The following is a 22,701-nucleotide window of genomic DNA, read 5'->3' as shown; positions in this document are numbered from 1 at the left end:
GCATGATCGTTGCATTTAGTGTTATAGGATTACTTATCCTGCTGTTAATTTACTTTGTGCTTCGCGCGCAGAATCAACAAAAAGAACTCGCGCTATTGCGCCATTCTAATAAGCAATCAAACAACAAAGTTAACTATGCTTATCGAAACCTGGTGCTGGTGAACGATCTGTTGGAAAAGAACTTAGTGCTTCGCATTGAAAGTGCTTTTAAGAGCCGCCTTATTGACCAAAACCAGTACAATGTACTGCACATGCTCATGAGAAACTTTTCTAACATTGTTATGGGTTGCTGTGAAAAAGGGCTGTCGTTTGAAGAGTCTTTAAACAAGGCATTAAGCTACGAAGAATTGACACTTGAAGATGTGAAAGAAGTGGTTAAGGGCCTGCCAAGCAATGTACGTATGGCATGGTCAAAGAATACGTCAGATGGTTTTATCGCCTTTTGTCACGCCGTCACCTCTGCTATCTCTGGCACAACAAAGTCAGAAAAAAGCGACGCACCACAAGCGTAATCGCCCCCTTTACAGCGTTTTTATAAATGCTGTCTGCAATTTTTGCGGGCAGCATCCATCGATAGCTCAATCTCGATACTGCACTCACAATACTTAACTCTCTTACATTTAATTTTTCTGTTTTCCATACTTTTTAATAACTTAGAAAAGCACTACGACAGGTACTGCGAGTTTTTCTTGAAAAGGGTATTTGCTGCACTATAATACTGTATATAAATACAGTTCATTTTGAGTGCCATGCTAGAATCTTTATCAGAGCTTAACAAGCATCCGCATATATGGCGGGCCCGAGAGCAACATAAAGGCGAAACTAAATTTTCGCTTGGGTATGCTCGTCTTGATAAAGCCCTCAATGGTGGTGTTGCATCTACAGGCCTTATACGCATTGCCTCATGCACTGGTGTAGGAGAGCTCACATTATTTAAACAGGTTTTATGCCATCAGCGTACGCATAAAATGGTGGTATTTATTAACCCACCGGGTGTATTACAAACACCTTGGTTAGCAGAATTAGGGCTAGATCTTCAGCAGGTGTTGGTAGTTAACACACAAAACGAACAAGACTCCCTATGGGCAGCAGAGCAATGTTTAAAAAGCACCGCGTGTCACTGTGTTGTGCTGTGGAGTAATGCTGTTGATGCTAAAGCCGCAAGGCGTTTACAAGTAGCGGCTACGCACAATGACGCCCTATGTTTACTGTACACCGCATTAAATAAAAATGTCCTCGCTCAGCCACTCCCTATATCACTGGATATCGCATTACACCACCGTGCACAGCAATTGTCTGTGGATGTTCGCAAACAGCGTCATGGTTGGCCAGTTAACAGTATTGCCATTGATCATCGCTGGACACCGGATAATCACGCTATTAAATGGGCCATGGAACATAACAAACTGACAGGCCAAGCACTCCACTCGGTAAGCTAATTATGCTGTGGATGTATATTCATTGCTATCAACTGACGTTAGATGCGTACTTGCAGACTATTGGTCATGGCGAAAAGCCCCATGCGACGACTGCAAAAGGCACACTGCCTAACGAGAACGATAACCCTGTTGCGGTATATTGCAGTAAATCAAACCGTATTACGCAGGTTAATAAGACTGCGCATAATATGGGCATTGAAGTAAACCATGGGCTTGCACAAGCCGCAGCCCTATGCCCCCACATTCATATACTGCCTTTTGATGCTGAGAACGAGCGAGTTATGCTGTCGCAGCTTGCCCACCGGCTTTACCCTTTTGCTTCTGATATCGCGCTTGATGAACATTGTGGTTTGGCTATACGGCTAGATAACCTTACGCATTATTACGGGGGGCATAAGGCACTGTGGTCGACACTTTCTCGGGAACTGTCGTTATCTGGTACCACCTACCACTTTGCCACCGCCTGGACTATAGAAGCAGCCAAAGTACTGGCAAAGCACCAGGTAAACACATATTTAGACGCACACGATGATATCAAAAATGCATTGTCATCGTGCTCACTGCTACTGACTGAGTTAGCCCCTAAGGTGGTCGAGTCATTAACCAGAGTTGGCATTAAACACGTCCATCAGTTGCTGGCCATGCCCGTACACGAACTCGGCAGACGTTTTGATAATCGCACCATCACTTATTTAACCGCACTTCGAGGCGAAACCTTTCCCAAAGTCATACTATTTAGGCCACAGGCGTATTTTGATGATGTGGTACTGCTGCCTTTTGATATTGAAAACACGCAGCATCTGGTGCCTTTTATTACACAGCAACTTGAACACTTGTCGCATTATTTGCGCGCGCGTAATTTACACACGGCATGTATTCACGTGCATATCCATTTTCGAGAAGCGCCGATTACCGTTATAGACATTCGCGCCGCCATGCCACAATCATCGGTAAATAGTTGGCTTAGCTTACTCACATTAAAAATAGAAAATGTAATATTGCCAGAGCCCGCAACGGCGCTTTCGCTTAAGTGCGATCAATTTGAAGATATCGACACCGACAACAGCGACTTTTTCAGTAATCGCTTTAACGAGGTTGCGCAAAAGCAATTAATTGGGCGTTTAAATGCCAAGCTTGGAGAAGACAGTACTTTTCAACCTAAAGCGGCAGATAGTCATCAATTTGAGTATATGACAGTCAATGAGGCCTCTGCCCCACTTAATACCTACAGCAGTGACATTGCGCCCACGTTAACCTTTAAAAAGCCCAAACCCCTTACCCAGCCTACTCACGTGTGTTTTGGCCCTATTAGACTACACAGTGAATGGTGGCACGACATGCCTCATAAACGTGATTACTTTATTGCTCAAACAACACAAGGCATACGCATGCTCATTTTTAAAGATGAAGCCAGTCAATGGTGGGCACAAGGGCTTTTTTGTTAGTGCTTGTGCGTATTGCAATGAAGTAGAACGATGAAATACAGCGAGCTTTTTTGTCAAAGCCACTACAGCTTTTTATGTGGCGCTTCATCACCGGGTGAACTGGTTACTACAGCCTCATTTTTAGGCTATGACGCTATTGCCATCACTGACGAATGCTCAGTTGCAGGCGTAGTGCGCGCGTACGATGAAATTACACATCAGCGTTTGCCTATCAAGCTTATTGTGGGGAGTTATTTTGTTTTTGATGATTCCTTATCTTTTGTTCTATTGTGCCCCAATAAAGCTGCCTACAGCGAGCTATGCCGTATTATTACTAACGCAAGGCGCCGCTCAGAAAAAGGGGAATATCAGCTGGCCGAATGGGACCTGCGTACTATTAGGCACTGTAAATTTGTATGGCTTCCTCGAGGTAACAACACCCATGACACATATTGGGCAAAATGGTTACAAAAGCATTCCGCGATAGACGCCTATATTGGCGCACAGCGTTTACTTGATGGGCACGATCACCATAGATTTGCGCACTACAACACACTGCAGGCAACTTATCCGTTCCCTGTTATCGCTTGTACCGGTGTACTTATGCACCATGCAGACAGACTGCCACTACAACATGTTTTGCACGCAACGCACGCACACACCAGCGTGCATAAAATTGGCCGGAAGGCGCTGAGTAATGCCGAGCGAAGCCTACGCACTACTCACAAAATAAAAAAACTTTATCCAGAAAAATGGATAGCTAATACCAATGCTTTGGCAAGCTTATTTACCTTTTGTTTAAGTGAATTACGTTACCAATACCCAGCGGAGTTAGTTCCTGATGGATACACGCCAACCTCTTATTTGCGAGAGCGAGTAGAAGCGGGCATAAAAGTGCGCTTCCCCGAGGGGCTCAAACCCGACATACGGGCTATTATAGAAAAAGAGTTAACGCTTATTGCAGAGCAGGAATACGAGTACTTCTTCCTAACCATTTATGACATTGTACAGTTTGCCAAGCGCCAAGGTATTTTGTATCAAGGAAGGGGCTCGGCGGCTAATTCTGTCGTGTGTTATTGCTTAGAAATTACTGCCGTCGATCCAAGACAAATTAGCGTACTCTTCGAACGCTTCATTTCCAAAGAGCGCAACGAACCGCCCGACATAGATGTAGATTTTGAGCATCAGCGGCGTGAGGAAATTATTCAATACATTTACCAAAAGTATGGCAGAGAACGTACCGCAATAGCTGCAACCGTTATTTGCTATCGCTTTAAATCAGCGTTCAAAGACGTCGGTAAAGCACTAGGTTTTAGCGAGTCACAGCTAGACTTTGTCATCAAACAAATAAATCGCAGAGACAGCGTTATCCCGTGGAAATCGCAGCTTGCAAACCTTGGGTTAAACCCAGAAGACAACAAAGTACGTCAACTCATCACGCTAACCGAAGCGCTATTAGGTACACCTCGGCACTTATCACAACATGTGGGAGGCTTTGTTATCAGTGCCGGGCCTTTATATGACCTTGTACCGGTAGAAAACGCCGCAATGGAAGCGCGAACCATTATTCAATGGGACAAAGACGATATCGAAACCTTGGGATTACTCAAAGTCGATGTACTCGCACTCGGTATGCTAAGCGCAATTCGCCGTGCTTTTCAGCTTATTAATAAGCAGTATCCGCATGAAGTGAGTATTCCATTTATCACTAAACTTGGTGATGACAAACAAGTGTTCGACATGATTTGCAGGGCCGACACTGTTGGTGTGTTTCAAATTGAATCTCGCGCGCAGATGTCTATGCTTCCCCGTTTAAAACCACGACGTTACTATGACTTGGTGGTGCAAATCGCCATTGTTCGTCCGGGACCTATTCAAGGTGATATGGTGCATCCTTATCTTATTCGGCGTCATGGCAATGAAGTGATCACCTACCCATCTAAAGCGGTAGAAGGCGTGCTTTCTCGCACTATGGGCGTTCCCATATTTCAAGAGCAAGTTATTCAACTTGCCATGGTCGCTGCAGGTTTTAGTGGGGGTGAAGCTGATCAACTGCGCCGTGCCATGGCCAGTTGGAAAAAAGACGGCCGCATTTTTGAGTTCAAAGAAAAGCTGATTAAGGGCATGACAGATCGCGGCTATGAAAGCACCTTTGCACATAACTTGTTTGAACAAATTAAAGGGTTTGCAGGGTATGGCTTTCCCGAGTCTCATTCAGCCTCGTTTGCCGTATTAGCCTATGTATCATGCTGGTTAAAGTTCTATTTTCCTGTGGAGTTTTACGTGGCATTACTTAACAGCTGGCCTATGGGCTTCTACTCGCCCTCACAACTTGTTCAGGACGCTAAACGACATGGCATTACTGTATTTGCACCTTGTGTAAACCAGTCAGATGTTGAACACACTTTGGTTATTAAAGGGCAAGAAAAACAACTTCAACTAGGATTAACCCTTATAAAAGGGTTAAGCGAAGAAGCCGCGCACGAACTGGTAAAGTTACGTCCAGCCAAGGGCTACAGCAGTATCAATCAAGTTCAACAACTTAGTCTAAAGCGCAACGAGTTAGAAGCACTTGCCAGTGCTGATGCACTACGCACATTATCAGGCGATCGCTACCAAACACGTTGGCGAATGATGGATACGCAAACCAGCCTGCCTCTTTTTGATGATCAAGAAGCATCAAGCACACTTACTGCACCGCCCTCTGAAGCTGAAAATTTGCTAGAGGACTACGCCGCTACCGGGCTTTCTGTAAATAATCACCCTATTGCACTGCTTAAGCAAAAACACAAACTGCACGATATCAGTTGGTCAGACACGCTTACCCACAAGAAAAACAAGTCGGTGGTAAAAGTATTAGGTGCCGTAACCGGCAGGCAGGCGCCAGGAACCGCAGCTGGCGTTACTTTTCTTACGTTAGAAGATGATAGGGGCAACATTAATATTGTAGTGTGGCAAGCGACTGCGCGAGCACAACAGCAAACGTTTTTGAAAGCCAAATTACTTCAAGTGAATGGTATAATAGAGTGCTCTAAAGAAGGTGTTATTCACGTTATCGCTGGAAAGCTAATTGATAGAACACCTTGGCTTGAAAACATTACTTTGCCTTCTCGAGACTTTCATTAGTGTTTACACCGTTACAGAGCTGGCATACCTTGTAAGAATAAACGGACGCCACGATAAGTAGGGGCATTGAGGAGTATTTTGACAAATTTCTTGAAGCGATTTATCACACTGCTATTTTGTTACACGCTAGGCACGAATGCACTTGCAGATAAATTTATTGTTGGCGCTCAAAATTTGGACTACTTTCCTCACTACGACTTTAGCTCGGAAATTGATAAAGGCGTAGGATGGGCAATATTGGAAGCTTTTTCTGAAGCTTCAGGGCACGAGTTTATCTATCTCAGTATGCCTATTCGCCGTCTTCAAATGGAGCTCCTAAAAGGAAATGTAGACTTTGTTTATCCCGATAATCAAGGCTGGTACAACAGCATTACATCTTCTAAGCAGAAATATTTTTCCCTACCGCTAACTTACGCATTAACAGGTACCATTGTTTCTACTAACAATGCAGGGAAAGGCATTGATGGGGTAAAACATTTAGCGATGCCGCTGGGCTTTACACCTGTTAACTGGCAGCAACGCATCGACAATGAACAAACTAAAATCACATGGGTAAAAGATTTAAAACAAGGATTTGCTTTACTCTACCAAGGACGTGTGGATGCATTAGACTTAGAGTACTTTGTTACACAGTACGCCAGCATCAATGCCTATCCGACAAATGCTTTTACCCTTGATTTAACATTGCCACATAATGAAATTCCATTTTCACTATCTACGCTTTCACACAGCGCAATCATACAAGAACTCAATGCATTTATTGCCTCAAACCCTGAATTAATTGATAGTATAAGACGCAAATACGGCATTACACCGTACTCTGAATTATCAAAACAGCTATTAAAGGAACAAGGGTTAAACCATGACGAGGTTTGGAAATAGCAATCGATTCACTGTTGGCTTATTTCTCCTTGTAATTCATTTAATTACTCCTCCTACAACTCATGCAGATAACTTTGTTGTAGGTACACAAGACATTGCATATCTCCCCTATTACAATTTCCCCTCTACACACGATAAGGGAGTTGGCTGGGCGATCCTAGAAGCATTTGCTAAGGAAAGCGGACATACTTTTGAGTATGTGGTTATGCCCATCAATAGACTTCAAATTGAACTAAACAAAGGTAATCTTGATTTTGTTTTTCCAGACAACCAGCGCTGGAACAAACATATTGACAGCGTTATGGGGAAAATTTATTCGAATGCGTTGATAGATAGTTTTGCCGTTACGCTTGTTAAAACAGAGAATATAAATCGTCCACTGTCGCACATTAAACGCCTCGCTATACCACAAGGCTTTACACCTGCTAAATGGACGGATTTGATCGCCACTAAACAAGTAAATGTAAACGAAGTAGAAAACGTGTATCAAGGACTTCGATATCTTCAGTCAGATACTGTTGACGCAATGGACGTTGAATACAACGTAGCAAAGCGCTATGAGGAACGATTTGCGCAACTAGGTCCTTTTACCGCTGACTTGACCTTGCCTCATAATTCAGTAGCGTTTTGCTTGTCATCTTTAAAACATCCAGCGCTAATCGAAGAGTTCAATACCTTTTTGAGTACACATAAAACACTTATTGAGGAGATAAAGCAGCAATACCATATTACCAGTACGCAAGACGTGATTGAAGAAGCCAAGCGGATGCAAAAGATAGATAATGAAGACATATGGCGCTCACAATAGACGCATTTAATCCCTTTTGAGCCGATACGCGCTAGCAGTCTTCTTTTAAATTACGTAGTGTAGATATACTAAGAATCTTAAAAGCGCTACGTTATGAAATTTAAAATACTCGCAATGGCTACTGGTATTTACCTTTCTCAAGGGGCATATGCGGCGTGTCCGATTACTAAAGATTTTCTCGATAAAGATAACGCCGTTCAAAATCTAACATTAAATGAAAAAATTAGTTGTTTAGCTTCTGAACTACCAAAAGTAAGAGATGGTATAGCCTTTACAGAGATCAGTAACACGTTACGAAGTGGTGAATTATCAGCACAAGATGTCAGGGGGGTTTACGAAACACTGCTAGACGAACTTAGTAAACCTAATAAAGAAGCGTATCACACATCATTTCTTATCTTGGCACTCGCTGAAGTTGCACGCGTTGATAGAATCACGCCTTTCTTAAGTAAAGTAGAGCGAGAAAAATTAGTTAGCATAGCCATTAAAGCGTTAACCGATGTAGAGAATTACACTGGATTTGATGAGCGAGTTGGGTATATTCATCAAGTAGCGCACGCCGCTGATTTAGTACTTCAACTATCACTCAACGATGCTATAGATACTGATTCTCTTCAAGCACTGTCTACGGCGATACAGCAAGCTATTAATCCATCATCAACACATTTTTATCATTACGGTGAACCCGACAGATTAGTGCGAGCTACTGTATATCTCATGCTTAGAGAGTCGCTTACGTTAGAGTATTGGAAATTGTGGCTTGCTGATGCAGCTAAGCCTCCTAAAACTACGTGGCAGGATGCTTATGGTAACAATGAAGGGTTGGCCGCACTTCACAATACCCAAAGCTTTTTTAACAGGTTATTGCTATGGACAAGCGATGCACAGAACCCAAAGCTTAAAGCAATAAATGAACAAGTACTTTTGCATTTAAAAGCAATTAGGTGATGCAGCGCAGTACGCTCAGTTGTTGGCTACTTCTTTGATGCTTTCAAACAGGCACAAAAAAAGCCCTTGTCATTAGACAAGGGCTTTTCGGAATTAGGACCTGGCAGTGTCCTACTCTCACATGGGGAAGCCCCACACTACCATCGGCGCTAATACGTTTCACTTCTGAGTTCGGAATGGAGTCAGGTGGTACCGTATCGCTATGGCTGCCAGGAAAAACTGGTAACAATCTAGAAAACTGGATATCAATTCAATCGTGAGTAACTACTTTTCACTCTACTTTCTGCTCATTTTTCAGAGCTTAGCTTGTCTACAACACTCAAAAGCCTAAAGCTTCTTGGGCGTTGTATGGTTAAGCCTCTCGGGCAATTAGTACAGGTTAGCTTAACGCCTTACAACGCTTCCACACCCTGCCTATCAACGTCATCGTCTATAACAACCCTTCCAGAACTTAAAGTTCAGGGATGACTCATCTTTGGGCCGGCTTCCCGCTTAGATGCTTTCAGCGGTTATCCGTTCCGAACATAGCTACCGGGCAATGCCATTGGCATGACAACCCGAACACCAGCGGTTCGTCCACTCCGGTCCTCTCGTACTAGGAGCAGCTCCCATCAATCATCCAACGCCCACACCAGATAGGGACCGAACTGTCTCACGACGTTCTAAACCCAGCTCGCGTACCACTTTAAATGGCGAACAGCCATACCCTTGGGACCGACTTCAGCCCCAGGATGTGATGAGCCGACATCGAGGTGCCAAACACCGCCGTCGATATGAACTCTTGGGCGGTATCAGCCTGTTATCCCCGGAGTACCTTTTATCCGTTGAGCGATGGCCCTTCCATACAGAACCACCGGATCACTATGACCTACTTTCGTACCTGCTCGACGTGTCTGTCTCGCAGTTAAGCTAGCTTATGCCATTGCACTAACCTCACGATGTCCGACCGTGATTAGCTAACCTTCGTGCTCCTCCGTTACTATTTGGGAGGAGACCGCCCCAGTCAAACTACCCACCAGACACTGTCCACAATCCCGATAAGGGACCAATGTTAGAACATCAAACATACAAGGGTGGTATTTCAAGGACGGCTCCACACAATCTAGCGACTGTGCTTCAAAGCCTCCCACCTATCCTACACATGTAGGTTCAATGTTCAGTGCCAAGCTGTAGTAAAGGTTCACGGGGTCTTTCCGTCTAGGTGCGGGTACACAGCATCTTCACTGCGATTTCAATTTCACTGAGTCTCGGGTGGAGACAGCGTGGCCATGGTTACACCATTCGTGCAGGTCGGAACTTACCCGACAAGGAATTTCGCTACCTTAGGACCGTTATAGTTACGGCCGCCGTTTACCGGGGCTTCGATCAAGAGCTTCGCATACGCTAACCCCATCAATTAACCTTCCGGCACCGGGCAGGTGTCACACCCTATACGTCCTCTTACGAGTTTGCAGAGTGCTGTGTTTTTAATAAACAGTCCCAGCCACCTGGTCACTGCGGCCCCCATCTGCTTACCGCGCAAGGCGTTCACAAACAGGGGCGTACCTTCTCCCGAAGTTACGGTACAATTTTGCCGAGTTCCTTCACCCGAGTTCTCTCAAGCGCCTTAGTATTCTCTACCTGACCACCTGTGTCGGTTTGGGGTACGGTTCACATAATCATAAGTTTAGAAGCTTTTCCTGGAAGCAGGGCATCAACAACTTCACTACCGTAGTAGTTCGTCTCGCGTCTCAGCTTTAAGAACCCGGATTTACCTAAGTTCTCGGCCTACTCGCTTTCACTTGGACAACCAACGCCAAGCTTGCCTAGCCTTCTCCGTCCCTCCATCACTGATTATATAAGTACGGGAATATTAACCCGTTTCCCATCGACTACGCATTTCTGCCTCGCCTTAGGGGCCGACTTACCCTGCCCTGATTAGCATGGGACAGGAAACCTTGGTCTTCCGGCGTGGGAGTTTTTCACTCCCATTATCGTTACTCATGTCAGCATTCGCACTTGTGATATGTCCAGCAAGCTTTACAACTCACCTTCATCCACTTACACAACGCTCCCCTACCCAGCATGTAAACATGCTGCCGCAGCTTCGGTATATTGCTTAGCCCCGTTACATCTTCCGCGCAGGCCGACTCGACTAGTGAGCTATTACGCTTTCTTTAAAGGGTGGCTGCTTCTAAGCCAACCTCCTAGCTGTCTATGCCTTCCCACATCGTTTCCCACTTAGCAATATTTTGGGACCTTAGCTGGCGGTCTGGGTTGTTTCCCTCTCCACGACGGACGTTAGCACCCGCCGTGTGTCTCCCGGATAGTTCTCATTGGTATTCGGAGTTTGCAAAGGGTTGGTAAGTCGGGATGACCCCCTAGCCTTAACAGTGCTCTACCCCCAATGGAATTCGTCCGAGGCTCTACCTAAAAATAGATTTCGGGGAGAACCAGCTATCTCCCGGTTTGATTGGCCTTTCACCCCCAGCCACAGGTCATCCCCTAACTTTTCAACGTTAGTGGGTTCGGTCCTCCAGTTGATGTTACTCAACCTTCAACCTGCCCATGGCTAGATCACCGGGTTTCGGGTCTATACCTAGCAACTAAACGCGCAGTTAACACTCGCTTTCGCTACGGCTCCGTTATTCACTTAACCTTGCTACTAAATATAAGTCGCTGACCCATTATACAAAAGGTACGCAGTCACCCCGAAGGGCTCCCACTGCTTGTACGTATACGGTTTCAGGTTCTATTTCACTCCCCTCACAGGGGTTCTTTTCGCCTTTCCCTCACGGTACTGGTTCACTATCGGTCAGTTAGGAGTATTTAGCCTTGGAGGATGGTCCCCCCATATTCAGTCAAGATAACACGTGTCCCGACCTACTCGATTTCACTGTAAAGAATCCGTCGTGTACAGGGCTATCACCTTGTATCGCTCCTCTTCCCAAAGGATTCCACTAAATTCTAAACAGCTTAAGGGCTGCTCCCCGTTCGCTCGCCGCTACTAGGGGAATCTCGGTTGATTTCTTTTCCTAAGGGTACTTAGATGTTTCAGTTCCCCTCGTTCGCCTCGTTACACTATGTATTCATGCAACGATACCTATAAATAGGTGGGTTTCCCCATTCGGACATCTGTGGCTCAAATGCATTTTGTCGGCTCACCACAGCTTTTCGCAGACTTACACGTCCTTCATCGCCTCTAACTGCCAAGGCATCCACCGTATACGCTTCGTCACTTAACCATACAACCCCAAACAGCCTTTTGACTTCTGTCTAAGTTATGTCGCATGAATGACAAGCTAATCGGAAGAATTGCCTTGCTATCAAATCATCGATTGATAACAAGCAATTCAGTCAAGTAGAGTAAAAAGTCATCTTTCGATTTCTCAGTTACTCAATTTTGATTGATTACTATTAATATCAGCTTTCCAAATTGTTAAAGAACATAAGTTTTGTTCAATAAAAACAAGACTATCTGTGTAGGCACTGCATCAAGGCGTCTATCGACGTAATGGTAAGGAGGTGATCCAACCCCAGGTTCCCCTAGGGTTACCTTGTTACGACTTCACCCCAGTCATGAAACACAAAGTGGTAATCGTCCTCCCGAAGGTTAGACTAACTACTTCTTTTGCATCCCACTCCCATGGTGTGACGGGCGGTGTGTACAAGGCCCGGGAACGTATTCACCGCAGTATTCTGACCTGCGATTACTAGCGATTCCGACTTCATGGAGTCGAGTTGCAGACTCCAATCCGGACTACGACATTCTTTAAGGGGTCCGCTCCACATCACTGTCTCGCTTCCCTCTGTAAATGCCATTGTAGCACGTGTGTAGCCCTACACGTAAGGGCCATGATGACTTGACGTCGTCCCCACCTTCCTCCGGTTTGTCACCGGCAGTCTCCTTAGAGTGCCCAACTTAATGCTGGCAACTAAGGACAAGGGTTGCGCTCGTTGCGGGACTTAACCCAACATCTCACGACACGAGCTGACGACAGCCATGCAGCACCTGTGTCAGAGTTCCCGAAGGCACCAATCCATCTCTGGAAAGTTCTCTGCATGTCAAGTGTAGGTAAGGTTCTTCGCGTTGCATCGAATTAAACCACATGCTCCACCGCTTGTGCGGGCCCCCGTCAATTCATTTGAGTTTTAACCTTGCGGCCGTACTCCCCAGGCGGTCTACTTAGCGCGTTAGCTTCGCTACGCACGATTTAAAATCACACACAGCTAGTAGACAGCGTTTACGGTGTGGACTACCAGGGTATCTAATCCTGTTCGCTACCCACACTTTCGCACATGAGCGTCAGTCTTTGGCCAGGGAGTCGCCTTCGCCACTGATGTTCCTCCAGATATCTACGCATTTCACCGCTACACCTGGAATTCCACTCCCCTCTCCAAGACTCTAGTCTGCCAGTTCTAAATGACCATCCCAGGTTGAGCCCGGGGCTTTCACATCTAGCTTAACAAACCGCCTGCGTGCGCTTTACGCCCAGTAATTCCGATTAACGCTCGCACCCTCCGTATTACCGCGGCTGCTGGCACGGAGTTAGCCGGTGCTTCTTCTGTTGTTAACGTCACGGCTAGCAGGTATTAACTACTAACTTTTCCTCACAACTGAAAGTGCTTTACAACCCGAAGGCCTTCTTCACACACGCGGCATGGCTGCATCAGGGTTTCCCCCATTGTGCAATATTCCCCACTGCTGCCTCCCGTAGGAGTCTGGGCCGTGTCTCAGTCCCAGTGTGGCTGATCTTCCTCTCAGAACAGCTAGAGATCGTCGCCTTGGTGAGCCTTTACCTCACCAACTAGCTAATCTCACTTGGGCCTCTCTTTGCGCCGGAGCCGAAGCCCCGTTTGGTCCGAAGACATTATGCGGTATTAGCAGTCGTTTCCAACTGTTATCCCCCTCGCAAAGGCAAGTTCCCAAGCATTACTCACCCGTCCGCCACTCGTCATCTTCTAGCAAGCTAGAAATGTTACCGTTCGACTTGCATGTGTTAGGCCTGCCGCCAGCGTTCAATCTGAGCCATGATCAAACTCTTCAATTAAATATATCGAAATATGAATCGTCGTTGTGACACTCTTAACGAGTGCCCACACAGATTGTCTTGTCTAAATTTTTAAAGAACGTTGCGACTTCGTCGCAATTCACTAGAAGCTTTGCTTCTTAGTGACTCACCCTGTTCGAGTGAGGTGCGCATTATACGCTGGAAGTTTTCGTTGTCAACACTTTTTGAAAATTTATTTTCTGAAGCGTTTCTTCTAAACTCCCGTCTTTACTGGCCTATGTAGGTAGTAGAGACTTACTTCAAGAGGCTTGCTGTTTTGCTTTCCCCCCGAAGCGGATGCGCATTTTAGGGAATTGAGCGCCCACGTCAACACTTATTTTAAAAAAAGTGTCATATTGCGTTTGTTTGCTCAATAAAGCCCCACTTCGCTCAGCAAACAGACTATTTTATCGTTTCACTATGGACCATCTAGCGATCTACGCTATTTATTATCACCTAATCATGCTCTCCTTTGTTTGTAATAAACATATAGAGATTAAGTACACCTGTATTCTTAAATAACGCAATTGGCGTGGTAAAGTAATTGTCATTACTATTACTCATTCATTTTTCGATACCTAAAATAGTAGAACGAATAAAGTATCAATAGAAAAGGAATCATACTTTGACCCTACGTACCTATAAATCGATAACCCCATCTCTTGGTGCTAACTGCTATGTCGATCCGTCAGCTGTGATTGCAGGTGATGTAGTATTAGGCGATGACGCAAGCATTTGGCCCCTTGTTGCGGCAAGAGGCGATGTAAACAAAATCAGAATAGGTGCCCGTAGTAATGTACAAGACGGTAGCGTGCTGCACGTTACTCGTAAATCATCACAAAACCCCGAAGGCTTTCCATTAATTATTGGTGAAGATGTGACGGTAGGTCATAAATGCATGCTTCACGGTTGTGAGCTTGGCAGTCGGATACTGGTTGGTATGGGCGCTATTATTATGGACGGCGTTATTGTAGAAGATGATGTGTTCATCGGTGCGGGTACATTAGTCCCTCCCAATAAGCGTCTTGAAAGTGGGTACCTTTATGTAGGCAACCCAATGCAAAAGAAACGTCCTCTAAAAGAAAGCGAAATGGCCTTTCTAAAACAGTCGGCGATTAACTACGTTAATTTAAAAGACGAATATTTAGAAGACGCCTAATCCTCTACATTCAGGACGCTATTTGCCTATGAAAGCCTTTAATAAGTGGCGCTGCTGGGCTAAGTCCCGACACAGAGCCGTGCCACTAGCGCTTTATTAGTTCTCTTACTTTATCTACTACCTGGGCAGTATTTGGTTTTTTGCCTGTCCAGATGGTAAATGCTGCTGCGGCCTGTTCAACTAACATACCTAACCCATCTAGACTTTGCGCTACTCCCAATTTTGTCGCTTCTTGCATAAAAAGTGTTGGTGAATTTTTATAAACCATGTCATACACCGCTTCACACTCACTTAAGGACGCCGCATTTATATTGCATGGAAGTTCGCCGTTTAAACTTGCTGCAGTAGAATTAATGATCACGTTTGGTGTTATCGACGCTACGTCCTCAAGCGTCATTACCGCTATTTCATTGTACTGACTTTCACTGGCCACCTGCTCTGCACGGCTTAGCGTTCTATTAGCAATAGTAAGTTTCGCGATACCGGCCTCAAATAACGGAGAGATAACACCTCGTGCCGCACCACCCGCACCTAGCAGTAAAACGTGTTTATCTTTTAGTACTACACCGTTATTAAGTAAATCATTCACTAAACCAATACCGTCGGTATTAAAACCATTAACCTTTCCATCCGCTGTCTTCATCAGAGTATTTACGGCCTTTGCATCATTCGCGGCAGCGTCTTCAACCTGAGCAAAGTTATAGGCGTCTAATTTGAACGGCATAGTAACATTGCATCCAATTGCAGCATCTTGGGCTAGAAATGCTGACGCTGCATCGACAAAACCATCTTCAGGCGCCAGAATTTTCTCATAAGAAATCTCTTCGCCTACCTGTTGTGCAAACATTTGATGAATAGTTGGTGATAAACTCTGGGCTATAGGATTTCCGAATACAGCGAATTTTTTCATGGGAATACGAGACTTATTTAAAACAAAACAGAAAAGCGAAGATGTTAAAAAGAGTACACCATATTATCGAATAGGTGGAGAAGAGAAAGTAAGAGCACTTTCCAATACGTTCTATGACATTATGGAAACCGATCCTATGGCTAAAGAACTATTGGCTATTCATCCACAACCACTCGACAGAATTCGACATGTATTCTTTTTGTACTTGAGCCTGTGGTTAGGCGGTCCCGATGACTTTCAGCAACAGTTTGGCCATCCGCGCCTTCGTGCCAGACACTTACCCTTTACTGTGACACCTGTGCTTAAAGACCAATGGATGTATTGTATGCGCAAGGCGATGTTTCAGACCGTCGACGATATGGCACTTGCTCAACAATTGCTGCAAGCGCTAGATCAACTTGCAGAGCATATGATTAATAGCAAATAAAAAAGCGCGCTGTCGAGAATAACTCTCTTGGCGCGCAAGTCCCCTGTTACTGTCCACGCTCTTTATGGCGCATAAGTAGTGCGATTAGATACTAGAACGTATAGCCCACTGAAATAGTGTAAACCCAAGGGTCGATTTCAATATCGCTCACAACGCCATCAGCATCACCTACTTTAAATGTTGCGTCGGTATCAATATCGATGAAACGTACTGAGGCATTCACGTGCCATTTTTTATCTACAATGTAGTCCATTCCAACTTGTGCTGTAAGTCCAAATGAATTGTCTAGTGATAAGTCGCTAAGGCCAGCATCGCTGTTAGCCCCTGTAAACTCTTCGTCAAAGAAAATTGTATAGTTTACACCAGCTCCAACATATGGCTGAAACGGCGAGTTAGCATCGTTAAAGTAGTAGTTTGCTGTTAACGATGGTGGCAAATGTGTTACTTCACCCAATTGAGTACCCGTACCCAACGGATCGGAAACAGAGAAGTTTACATCGTGTTTGAAAGGTGTAGCAGCTAACAACTCGAGGTTGATGTTGTCTGTTAGGAAGTACGCCACATTAATACCAAGTTGCGTATTGTTATCAACCGTTAATGCAACACCTAGATCAGTACCACCAGCAATGATATTTGATGATGACTCATCTGGGGCAACGGTAGTTAGGCCGCCGCGCACAACCCAGTCACCTTGCTGGTGAGCGCTAGCTAGTGGAGAAAGTGCTGCGAGTGTAAGGCAAATTGCTGAAAGAGTGTGTTTACGCATGGTGTGTCTCTCGTGTGTTTAAATAAGATGACGCCACTGTACGCTTTTGATGAAGTGAAATGTTGATCCAGCGCAAAGTTCATAAGTAACTGAAACACTGACACTAATACAAGTTGATATAGATCAAAAAGAAACGCCGCAATGATTATGTTGCGGCGTTTCTGGCATATTGGTTAACCATTATCGCGCGAGTTACCACTGTGTAGGTTTAAGCCAATCGACAAGTTTGGCTTCTGCACTACCTGGTGCAGGTGTATAACAATACTCCCATCGCGCCAGCGGCGGCATCGACATAAGAATTGACTCTGTCCTACCACCAGTTTGCAAACCAAACAAAGTGCCTCTATCAAACACCAAGTTAAACTCTACGTAGCGGCCACGACGATACAGCTGAAAGTCACGCTCCCGTTCGCCGTAAGGCGTTTGTTTTCTGCGTTCCACGATAGGGACATAGGCATCAATATAGCCATTACCCACTGCTTGCATAAACGCAAATGATTGATCGAATCCCCACTCATTGAGATCATCAAAGAAAAGACCGCCAACACCACGCGTTTCATTTCGATGCTTCAGATAAAAGTAATCGTCACACCACTTTTTGTATTTTGGATAGACCTCTTCACCAAACGGCTTGCAGAGTTTCTTAGCTGTATCATGCCAATGCACAACATCTTCTTTAAATGGATAAAAGGGCGTTAGGTCAAAACCACCACCAAACCACCAAATAGGTGCCTCTCCCTCTTTTTCTGCAATAAAAAAGCGTACGTTTGCATGTGAAGTGGGAATGTAAGGGTTATGTGGATGAATAACGAGAGACACCCCCATCGCTTGGAAATTACGGCCTGCTAGCTCTGGTCGGTTTGCCGTTGCGGATGCAGGCATTTGACTACCAAAGACATGTGAAAAATTGACGCCGCCTTGCTCGATAACCGCACCGTTTTTAAGTACACGCGAGCGACCGCCGCCTCCCTCTTCACGCTGCCAGCTATCTTCGACAAACTGGCCTTTTCCGTCGGCAAGCTCTAATGTTTGGCAAATAGTATCTTGCAAGTTGAGTAGATAAGCTTTTACCTGTGCAATAACATCTTCTGCGTTTTTTCCGTCTAGTAACTCTGTTGATATCATGGGCGTATTACCTCTGCTGTATCGCCATCTCTTATTACACTGGGTTTTGTAGCACCGCCAACTTCGCCCTCAACATATGTCACGGAATCTGCAAACACAGCTTTAGCTTGCTCTAGTGTTATGGCGGGAGGATGTCCTGTGAGATTGGCACTGGTTGACACCAGAGGTTTACCTAATTTTGTGCAAAGTGCCACAACCACTGGGTGATTGGTTACCCTAACGGCTATTTTGTCATGCTGCCCAGTAATCCACTGCGGTGCAGTTGCCGATTTTGGTAGCAACCACGTATTAGGGCCAGGCCAACTAGAAAAAATATCAGTGCGTCTGTCTGGCCTAATCGCATTATCATTGACGTAAGGTAAAAGCTGACTGTAATTGGCTGCAATTAAGATAACGCCCTTTTCTACTGGACGTTGCTTAAGTTCCAATAATGCGTTTACAGCAGTTTCATTATCAGGGTCGCACCCTATACCCATGACCGCTTCTGTGGGATAAACCAGTAATTTTCCTTCGTTGAAGGCAGCGACAATCGGGTCGCTTTCTTTCACATCATCCGATGCAGAGCCAATTGCATTCCCATTGTGGAATTCAGACATGTTCTTCTCAGCTTTCGCGCAGGTTATTTCTTAAAGCCACAGGAAGGTTGTGGGCATTGAACTTGCCCTTTTTTATCAATCAACACTCCCCATCCACATTGTGGACAGGCTTCGTTCACAGGCGTGAAATTTAGCACATAACGACATTGGGGATAATGGTTACATGCAAAAAACTGTTTTCCATACTTGTTGGTACGCGATATTAAATGCCCTTTCTTACATTTGGGGCAGTCAACAAGCGTGTCTTCTTGTTGTTTAATTGGAGCAATGTAGTGGCAATCAGGAAAGTTGGTACAGCCAATAAACATACCAAACCGCCCTTTCTTTATAGCCAATGCCCCTTTACATTCCGGGCAAGGCACACCATCCAGTGTTTTTAAAAGCGTGGTTTGTTTATCGTGAAGCGGTTTGCTAAAGTGACAATCTGGATACCCCGTGCAGCCAATAAACGGACCCGATTTACTATTTTTAATATGCAGCGGTTTACCACAATCAGGACAATCACCAAAGTTATCCTCTAGTGCATGCTCGTGAGCGGAGAACAAAGAATGGTCTATTTTCGACATAAGAACCTTAAGCGCACTACCATTGGCAGCGCACTTAGTTAAACACAAAAAGCGCGATGGCAGATTTTAATTTAATGCAATACGCCATCAGGCTCTTCGAACAGTAAATCTTCCATTTGCGCGTAGGCTTTCTCTTTACCCGGCACGTTAAATAGCACCATTAGCACAACCCATTTCAAATCTTCCAGACAGAATTCGTTAGAGTCGATTTCCATTACACGGTCGATCACCATCTCACGAGTTGATGCATCAAGCACATTTACTTGCTCTAAAAACATCAGAAAACCGCGACATTCTACGTCTAAACGCATTTGTTCTTCATGGGTGTAGATACGGCTCAAACTGGTACTAATGCCTTTACAAAAATAAGGCTTTATATCCGTTTCTTGTAATGCAGCCAGTTTCTCTAGCCATGCGAGGGCTTTGTAAATTTCATCATGATGAAACCCTGCGCGCACAAGCTCTTCGGTCAACTCGTCTTGGTCGACGCGAATTTCAGTTTCACTATGTATGAAGTTTTCGAACAGATACATGAGGATATCGAACATGTTATTTTCCCCTCAATTTAACGTAGCCCCCAGGGACAGCGGCTACTAAACCACGCAATTCATATTCTAATAATGACGCCATTACTTTATCGACAGTAACAGCATTGCGCTGGGCTATAACATCAATAGCGGTGATGTCATAATCCACACTAGCTAATAATTTATCGGTTGCCAAGCTATTCACTTCACTTTTTTGTTTTTCGACGTCTACGCCTAAGCTCAACTGCTGAGGCTCAATCGCGAATTCATCGAAAATATCATTTACTTTAGTTACTAATTTGGCCCCCTGTTGGATTAACCAATGGCAACCTTCGGTGTAAGCGTGGAAAATGCTTCCTGGCACCGCAAATACCTCTTTACCTAGATCTGCGGCCAAATTAGCAGTTATCAAGGTACCACTCTTTATTTTTGCTTCTACCACCACAGTGCCCATACTTAGTGCGGCAATAATCCTATTTCGTCTAGGAAAGTGCCATGGCTTAGGGCCTTGTCCGGGGAAGAATTCAGAAATAATAGCGCCCCCAGCATCAACAATACTATGTGCAAGTGCTTTATTCTTTGACGGATATATTACATCTGGCCCTGTTCCCATTACGGCAATGGTACGCCCATTTCCCGTTAGCCCGCCGCGATGAGCAGCACTGTCTATGCCTGTTGCTAAACCACTTGTTACCGTTATTCCAACGGCAGAGAGCCCCTGAGCAAACTCTTGAGCAGTAGTTTTTCCTGCATTACTCGCTCTACGGCTTCCCACAATAGCCACTTGCGGTTTTTTTAGTAGCTCAGGCTCACCAATAACAAAAAGTACCAAAGGTGGACTGACTAGTTGTTTAAGTGCATCAGGATAAAAAGAAGAACCAAAATAAACTAAATGGTGCGCAGGATTACTGCAGGCCCAATTAATCGCTTTTTCTACTAATCCAGGTGCTATAGCCGCTTTTAGCTCATCTAACTCAACCGACACATTAGGTAAATCGGTAAGCAGTGCTAACGCTGAGCATTGATAATGATCAAGTGCCTCTAGCCATTGCTTGCTAGCAACACGCTGAGCAGAGGCCATATGAAGCCAGGCTTGCTCTTGAGAAGAAAGTAATATTGATTGCACTGCCGCTCCTAACATTACGGCAATGCCTGTAACTTGATTACGGGTTAGCGGCTATAAAGCCCTTGGTTACCCCTTTGCTTGCCCGTGTAATCAAACCATAGCTGGCCGTATCAAACGTTTTAAATATGATGACTTCGCCAACTTTCATCGCTGGCTGCGAAACGGTATCCATAAACCATTCACCGCCGCCACTCACGCCGGGCTCATTAACGTAACGAGGCTCTTCGTCGTCAATAATTGCAGGTCCTTGAACATACAACCCCATCACTGTTCCTGGAACAACATCTGCCGTACCTAGATCAATAATAACAACGTCATACTTACCTAGTAGGTCGTGATCATGGAGGTCGCCTACTACTCTGCCACGCTGTGATGTGGCAGGCATGAGCGTTAAGCTATCTGGGTATTCAAAACCGCCTTCCAGAAGTTTGTCACCGCGCTTTGCCTCTTGATTGGCATCGTCAATATGCAGCAGCATGGCATTTTCAGTCTGTCCTTCAGGAATAACTGACGCAGTAGAAATGTGAGTGACCTGAACACCGAGTATTTCACCTTGTAAGTTTTTGATCGTATCTTGCTTTCTTACTACTTGATACTGACTGTTGGTACTGAACTGCGTCTGACCTAAAACGAAATCATCAGAGGCGAAACGAACATTACCATCTTGATTGCCCAGCAGTTTGGGCAGAATTTCGTAGTTGCCTTCATCAAGAAATGTATGCTGTCTGATAAATGGAGCAATGGCTTCCCATGCCAATACATCAATCGGCGATGGCTTAACGCGTTTATTCGTTTGTGGGGAAAGTCGCAAAGAAGGCTTTTCACGCTGTAGCGTCAATACTGGCTCACCGTCTACAAAGCCCACTGTGATGACATCACCAGGGTAAATAAGGTGAGGGTTGTTGATTTGAGTATTGGTTCGCCATAATTCTGGCCACAACCACGGTTGGTCAAGAAACACATTCGCAATACCCCACAAGGTATCACCTTTTTTCACTGTGTACGTCTGTGGCGCACTTTCTTTTAGCTGCAATGACAACGCGGGTAAAGACAGCATCGCGCATATGGCTAAAATAATCATTCGACAAGAGTTGTTTAATCGCTTTTTCAAATTAACCACCTGCAAAATATTCACTGCCATACATTGTTGCTTTTTCAGACAATAGCACTATATCGGCATCTATACGTATTGTTATAGGCATTCGGCAAAAAACTGCACGAAAGCACGTGATATACGTTAGAATAGTAACTTAATAGGCACTGTAAAGTGTGCTGGCAATTAGATCGTATATGAATTTATACAGCGAAAAGGTGAAGTAAGCGAGAAATGGCAATTTTAGACGTATTAAGTTTTCCTGATGAACGTCTTCGTACGGTAGCTAAGCCGGTCGAAGAAGTGAATGACGAAATTAAGCAGCTCGTATCTGACATGTTTGAAACCATGAAAGATGAAAATGGTATTGGCCTAGCGGCGACGCAAGTCGATCGTCACGTACAAGTTGTAGTCATGGATGTATCAGAAGATCAAAGCGAGCCACGCGTATTCATTAACCCTGAAATTATTCGCAAAGATGGGGTGACTATCAGCGAAGAGGGCTGTTTATCTGTACCAGGCAATTACGCCAAAGTAGAACGCGCAGAGTCAATTACCGTTAAAGCACTTGATGCAGACGGAGAAACATTCGAGCTTGATGCAGAGGGCTTACTCGCCATTTGTATTCAGCACGAATTAGACCACCTAAAGGGTAAGCTTTTTATTGATTACCTGTCTCCTTTAAAGCGCCAACGCATTCGTAAGAAGCTTGAAAAAGAAGCACGTTTAGCCGCTAAAGCGTAAGGACA

The 22,701-nt window shown here is 44.9% G+C and carries 18 protein-coding genes and 3 rRNA genes; 10 read left to right on the top strand and 11 right to left on the bottom strand.

Annotated elements, in window-relative coordinates; genetic code table 11:
- The first annotated feature begins 2 nt into the window (after positions 1-2).
- The 7 genes from OZ660_RS00210 to OZ660_RS00180 all read left to right on the top strand — a co-directional run bounded on the left by OZ660_RS00210 (position 3) and on the right by OZ660_RS00180 (position 8,627).
- Positions 3-512: a hypothetical protein gene (locus OZ660_RS00210; RefSeq protein ID WP_274742158.1), complete on the top strand. Its 510-nt coding sequence runs from the start codon at positions 3-5 to the stop codon at positions 510-512.
- A gap of 237 nt (positions 513-749) precedes the next feature.
- Positions 750-1,439: a translesion DNA synthesis-associated protein ImuA gene (gene imuA / locus OZ660_RS00205; protein ID WP_202263058.1), complete on the top strand. Its 690-nt coding sequence runs from the start codon at positions 750-752 to the stop codon at positions 1,437-1,439.
- Between the two features lie 2 nt (positions 1,440-1,441).
- Positions 1,442-2,884 (top strand): Y-family DNA polymerase, encoded by a 1,443-nt coding sequence (locus OZ660_RS00200; RefSeq protein ID WP_274742157.1) that lies wholly within the window; start codon positions 1,442-1,444, stop codon positions 2,882-2,884.
- A 30-nt stretch (positions 2,885-2,914) separates the two neighbouring features.
- A complete protein-coding gene (locus tag OZ660_RS00195) occupies positions 2,915-5,989 on the top strand; it encodes an error-prone DNA polymerase (RefSeq protein ID WP_274742156.1) in 3,075 nt (1,024 codons plus the stop codon).
- Between the two features lie 78 nt (positions 5,990-6,067).
- On the top strand, positions 6,068-6,871 hold the full coding sequence (locus OZ660_RS00190; protein WP_232369643.1) for a transporter substrate-binding domain-containing protein: 804 nt from the start codon (positions 6,068-6,070) through the stop codon (positions 6,869-6,871).
- Positions 6,852-7,679 carry a transporter substrate-binding domain-containing protein gene (locus OZ660_RS00185; RefSeq protein WP_274742155.1) on the top strand — a complete coding sequence of 276 codons (828 nt, stop codon included), beginning with the start codon at positions 6,852-6,854 and terminating at the stop codon, positions 7,677-7,679. The genes OZ660_RS00190 and OZ660_RS00185 overlap by 20 nt, the downstream gene beginning before the upstream one ends.
- A 93-nt stretch (positions 7,680-7,772) precedes the next feature.
- Entirely contained in the window at positions 7,773-8,627 is an 855-nt protein-coding gene (locus OZ660_RS00180) for a DUF2785 domain-containing protein (protein WP_274742154.1), read from the top strand.
- A 98-nt stretch (positions 8,628-8,725) separates the two neighbouring features.
- Here OZ660_RS00180 and rrf read toward each other — a convergent pair.
- The 3 genes from rrf to OZ660_RS00165 form a co-directional block, all read right to left on the bottom strand.
- A 5S ribosomal RNA gene (gene rrf / locus OZ660_RS00175) occupies positions 8,726-8,841 on the bottom strand.
- A 134-nt stretch (positions 8,842-8,975) separates the two neighbouring features.
- A 23S ribosomal RNA gene (locus OZ660_RS00170) occupies positions 8,976-11,851 on the bottom strand.
- Positions 11,852-12,124: 273 nt separating this feature from the next.
- Positions 12,125-13,657: ribosomal RNA gene (locus OZ660_RS00165) — 16S ribosomal RNA — on the bottom strand.
- Together the 16S, 23S and 5S rRNA genes form the textbook arrangement of a ribosomal RNA operon.
- A 625-nt stretch (positions 13,658-14,282) precedes the next feature.
- Here OZ660_RS00165 and OZ660_RS00160 point away from each other — a divergent pair.
- Positions 14,283-14,816, top strand: a complete 534-nt coding sequence (locus OZ660_RS00160; RefSeq protein WP_274742153.1) for a gamma carbonic anhydrase family protein — start codon at positions 14,283-14,285, stop codon at positions 14,814-14,816.
- Between the two features lie 85 nt (positions 14,817-14,901).
- Here the strand turns inward: OZ660_RS00160 and aroE are convergent, their stop codons facing one another.
- Positions 14,902-15,726: a shikimate dehydrogenase gene (aroE, locus tag OZ660_RS00155; protein ID WP_274742152.1), complete on the bottom strand. Its 825-nt coding sequence runs from the start codon at positions 15,724-15,726 to the stop codon at positions 14,902-14,904.
- On the opposite strand from aroE, the gene OZ660_RS00150 reads away from it, so the two are divergent.
- Entirely contained in the window at positions 15,725-16,153 is a 429-nt protein-coding gene (locus OZ660_RS00150; RefSeq protein ID WP_274742151.1) for a group II truncated hemoglobin, read from the top strand. The two genes, aroE and OZ660_RS00150, sit on opposite strands and share 2 nt — an antisense overlap.
- Before the next feature lie 91 nt (positions 16,154-16,244).
- Here OZ660_RS00150 and OZ660_RS00145 read toward each other — a convergent pair whose 3' ends face one another.
- The 7 genes from OZ660_RS00145 to OZ660_RS00115 all read right to left on the bottom strand — a co-directional run bounded on the left by OZ660_RS00145 (position 16,245) and on the right by OZ660_RS00115 (position 22,000).
- Positions 16,245-16,919 (bottom strand): OmpW family outer membrane protein, encoded by a 675-nt coding sequence (locus OZ660_RS00145; RefSeq protein ID WP_274742150.1) that lies wholly within the window; start codon positions 16,917-16,919, stop codon positions 16,245-16,247.
- 192 nt (positions 16,920-17,111) lie between these two features.
- Positions 17,112-18,044: an oxygen-dependent coproporphyrinogen oxidase gene (gene hemF, locus OZ660_RS00140; protein ID WP_202263050.1), complete on the bottom strand. Its 933-nt coding sequence runs from the start codon at positions 18,042-18,044 to the stop codon at positions 17,112-17,114.
- Positions 18,041-18,640: a Sua5/YciO/YrdC/YwlC family protein gene (locus OZ660_RS00135; protein WP_274742149.1), complete on the bottom strand. Its 600-nt coding sequence runs from the start codon at positions 18,638-18,640 to the stop codon at positions 18,041-18,043. The genes hemF and OZ660_RS00135 overlap by 4 nt, the downstream gene beginning before the upstream one ends.
- Positions 18,641-18,663: 23 nt before the next feature.
- Positions 18,664-19,206 carry a DNA topoisomerase family protein gene (locus tag OZ660_RS00130; RefSeq protein WP_274742148.1) on the bottom strand — a complete coding sequence of 181 codons (543 nt, stop codon included), beginning with the start codon at positions 19,204-19,206 and terminating at the stop codon, positions 18,664-18,666.
- A 71-nt stretch (positions 19,207-19,277) separates the two neighbouring features.
- On the bottom strand, positions 19,278-19,754 hold the full coding sequence (locus OZ660_RS00125; protein WP_014947732.1) for a DUF494 family protein: 477 nt from the start codon (positions 19,752-19,754) through the stop codon (positions 19,278-19,280).
- A gap of 1 nt (position 19,755) precedes the next feature.
- Positions 19,756-20,859, bottom strand: coding sequence for a DNA-processing protein DprA (dprA, locus tag OZ660_RS00120; RefSeq protein ID WP_274742147.1), 1,104 nt, complete (start codon positions 20,857-20,859; stop codon positions 19,756-19,758).
- Between the two features lie 37 nt (positions 20,860-20,896).
- Positions 20,897-22,000: a LysM peptidoglycan-binding domain-containing protein gene (locus OZ660_RS00115; protein WP_274742146.1), complete on the bottom strand. Its 1,104-nt coding sequence runs from the start codon at positions 21,998-22,000 to the stop codon at positions 20,897-20,899.
- 186 nt (positions 22,001-22,186) lie between these two features.
- On the opposite strand from OZ660_RS00115, the gene def reads away from it, so the two are divergent.
- Positions 22,187-22,696, top strand: coding sequence for a peptide deformylase (def, locus tag OZ660_RS00110; protein WP_202263046.1), 510 nt, complete (start codon positions 22,187-22,189; stop codon positions 22,694-22,696).
- The last annotated feature ends 5 nt before the right edge of the window (positions 22,697-22,701 follow it).

The sequence above is a fragment of the Alteromonas sp. 009811495 genome (assembly GCF_028865455.1).
GTDB lineage: Bacteria > Pseudomonadota > Gammaproteobacteria > Enterobacterales > Alteromonadaceae > Alteromonas.
Note: the sequence above shows the minus strand (reverse complement) of the source record. Positions and strands in the feature narration are given on the sequence as shown.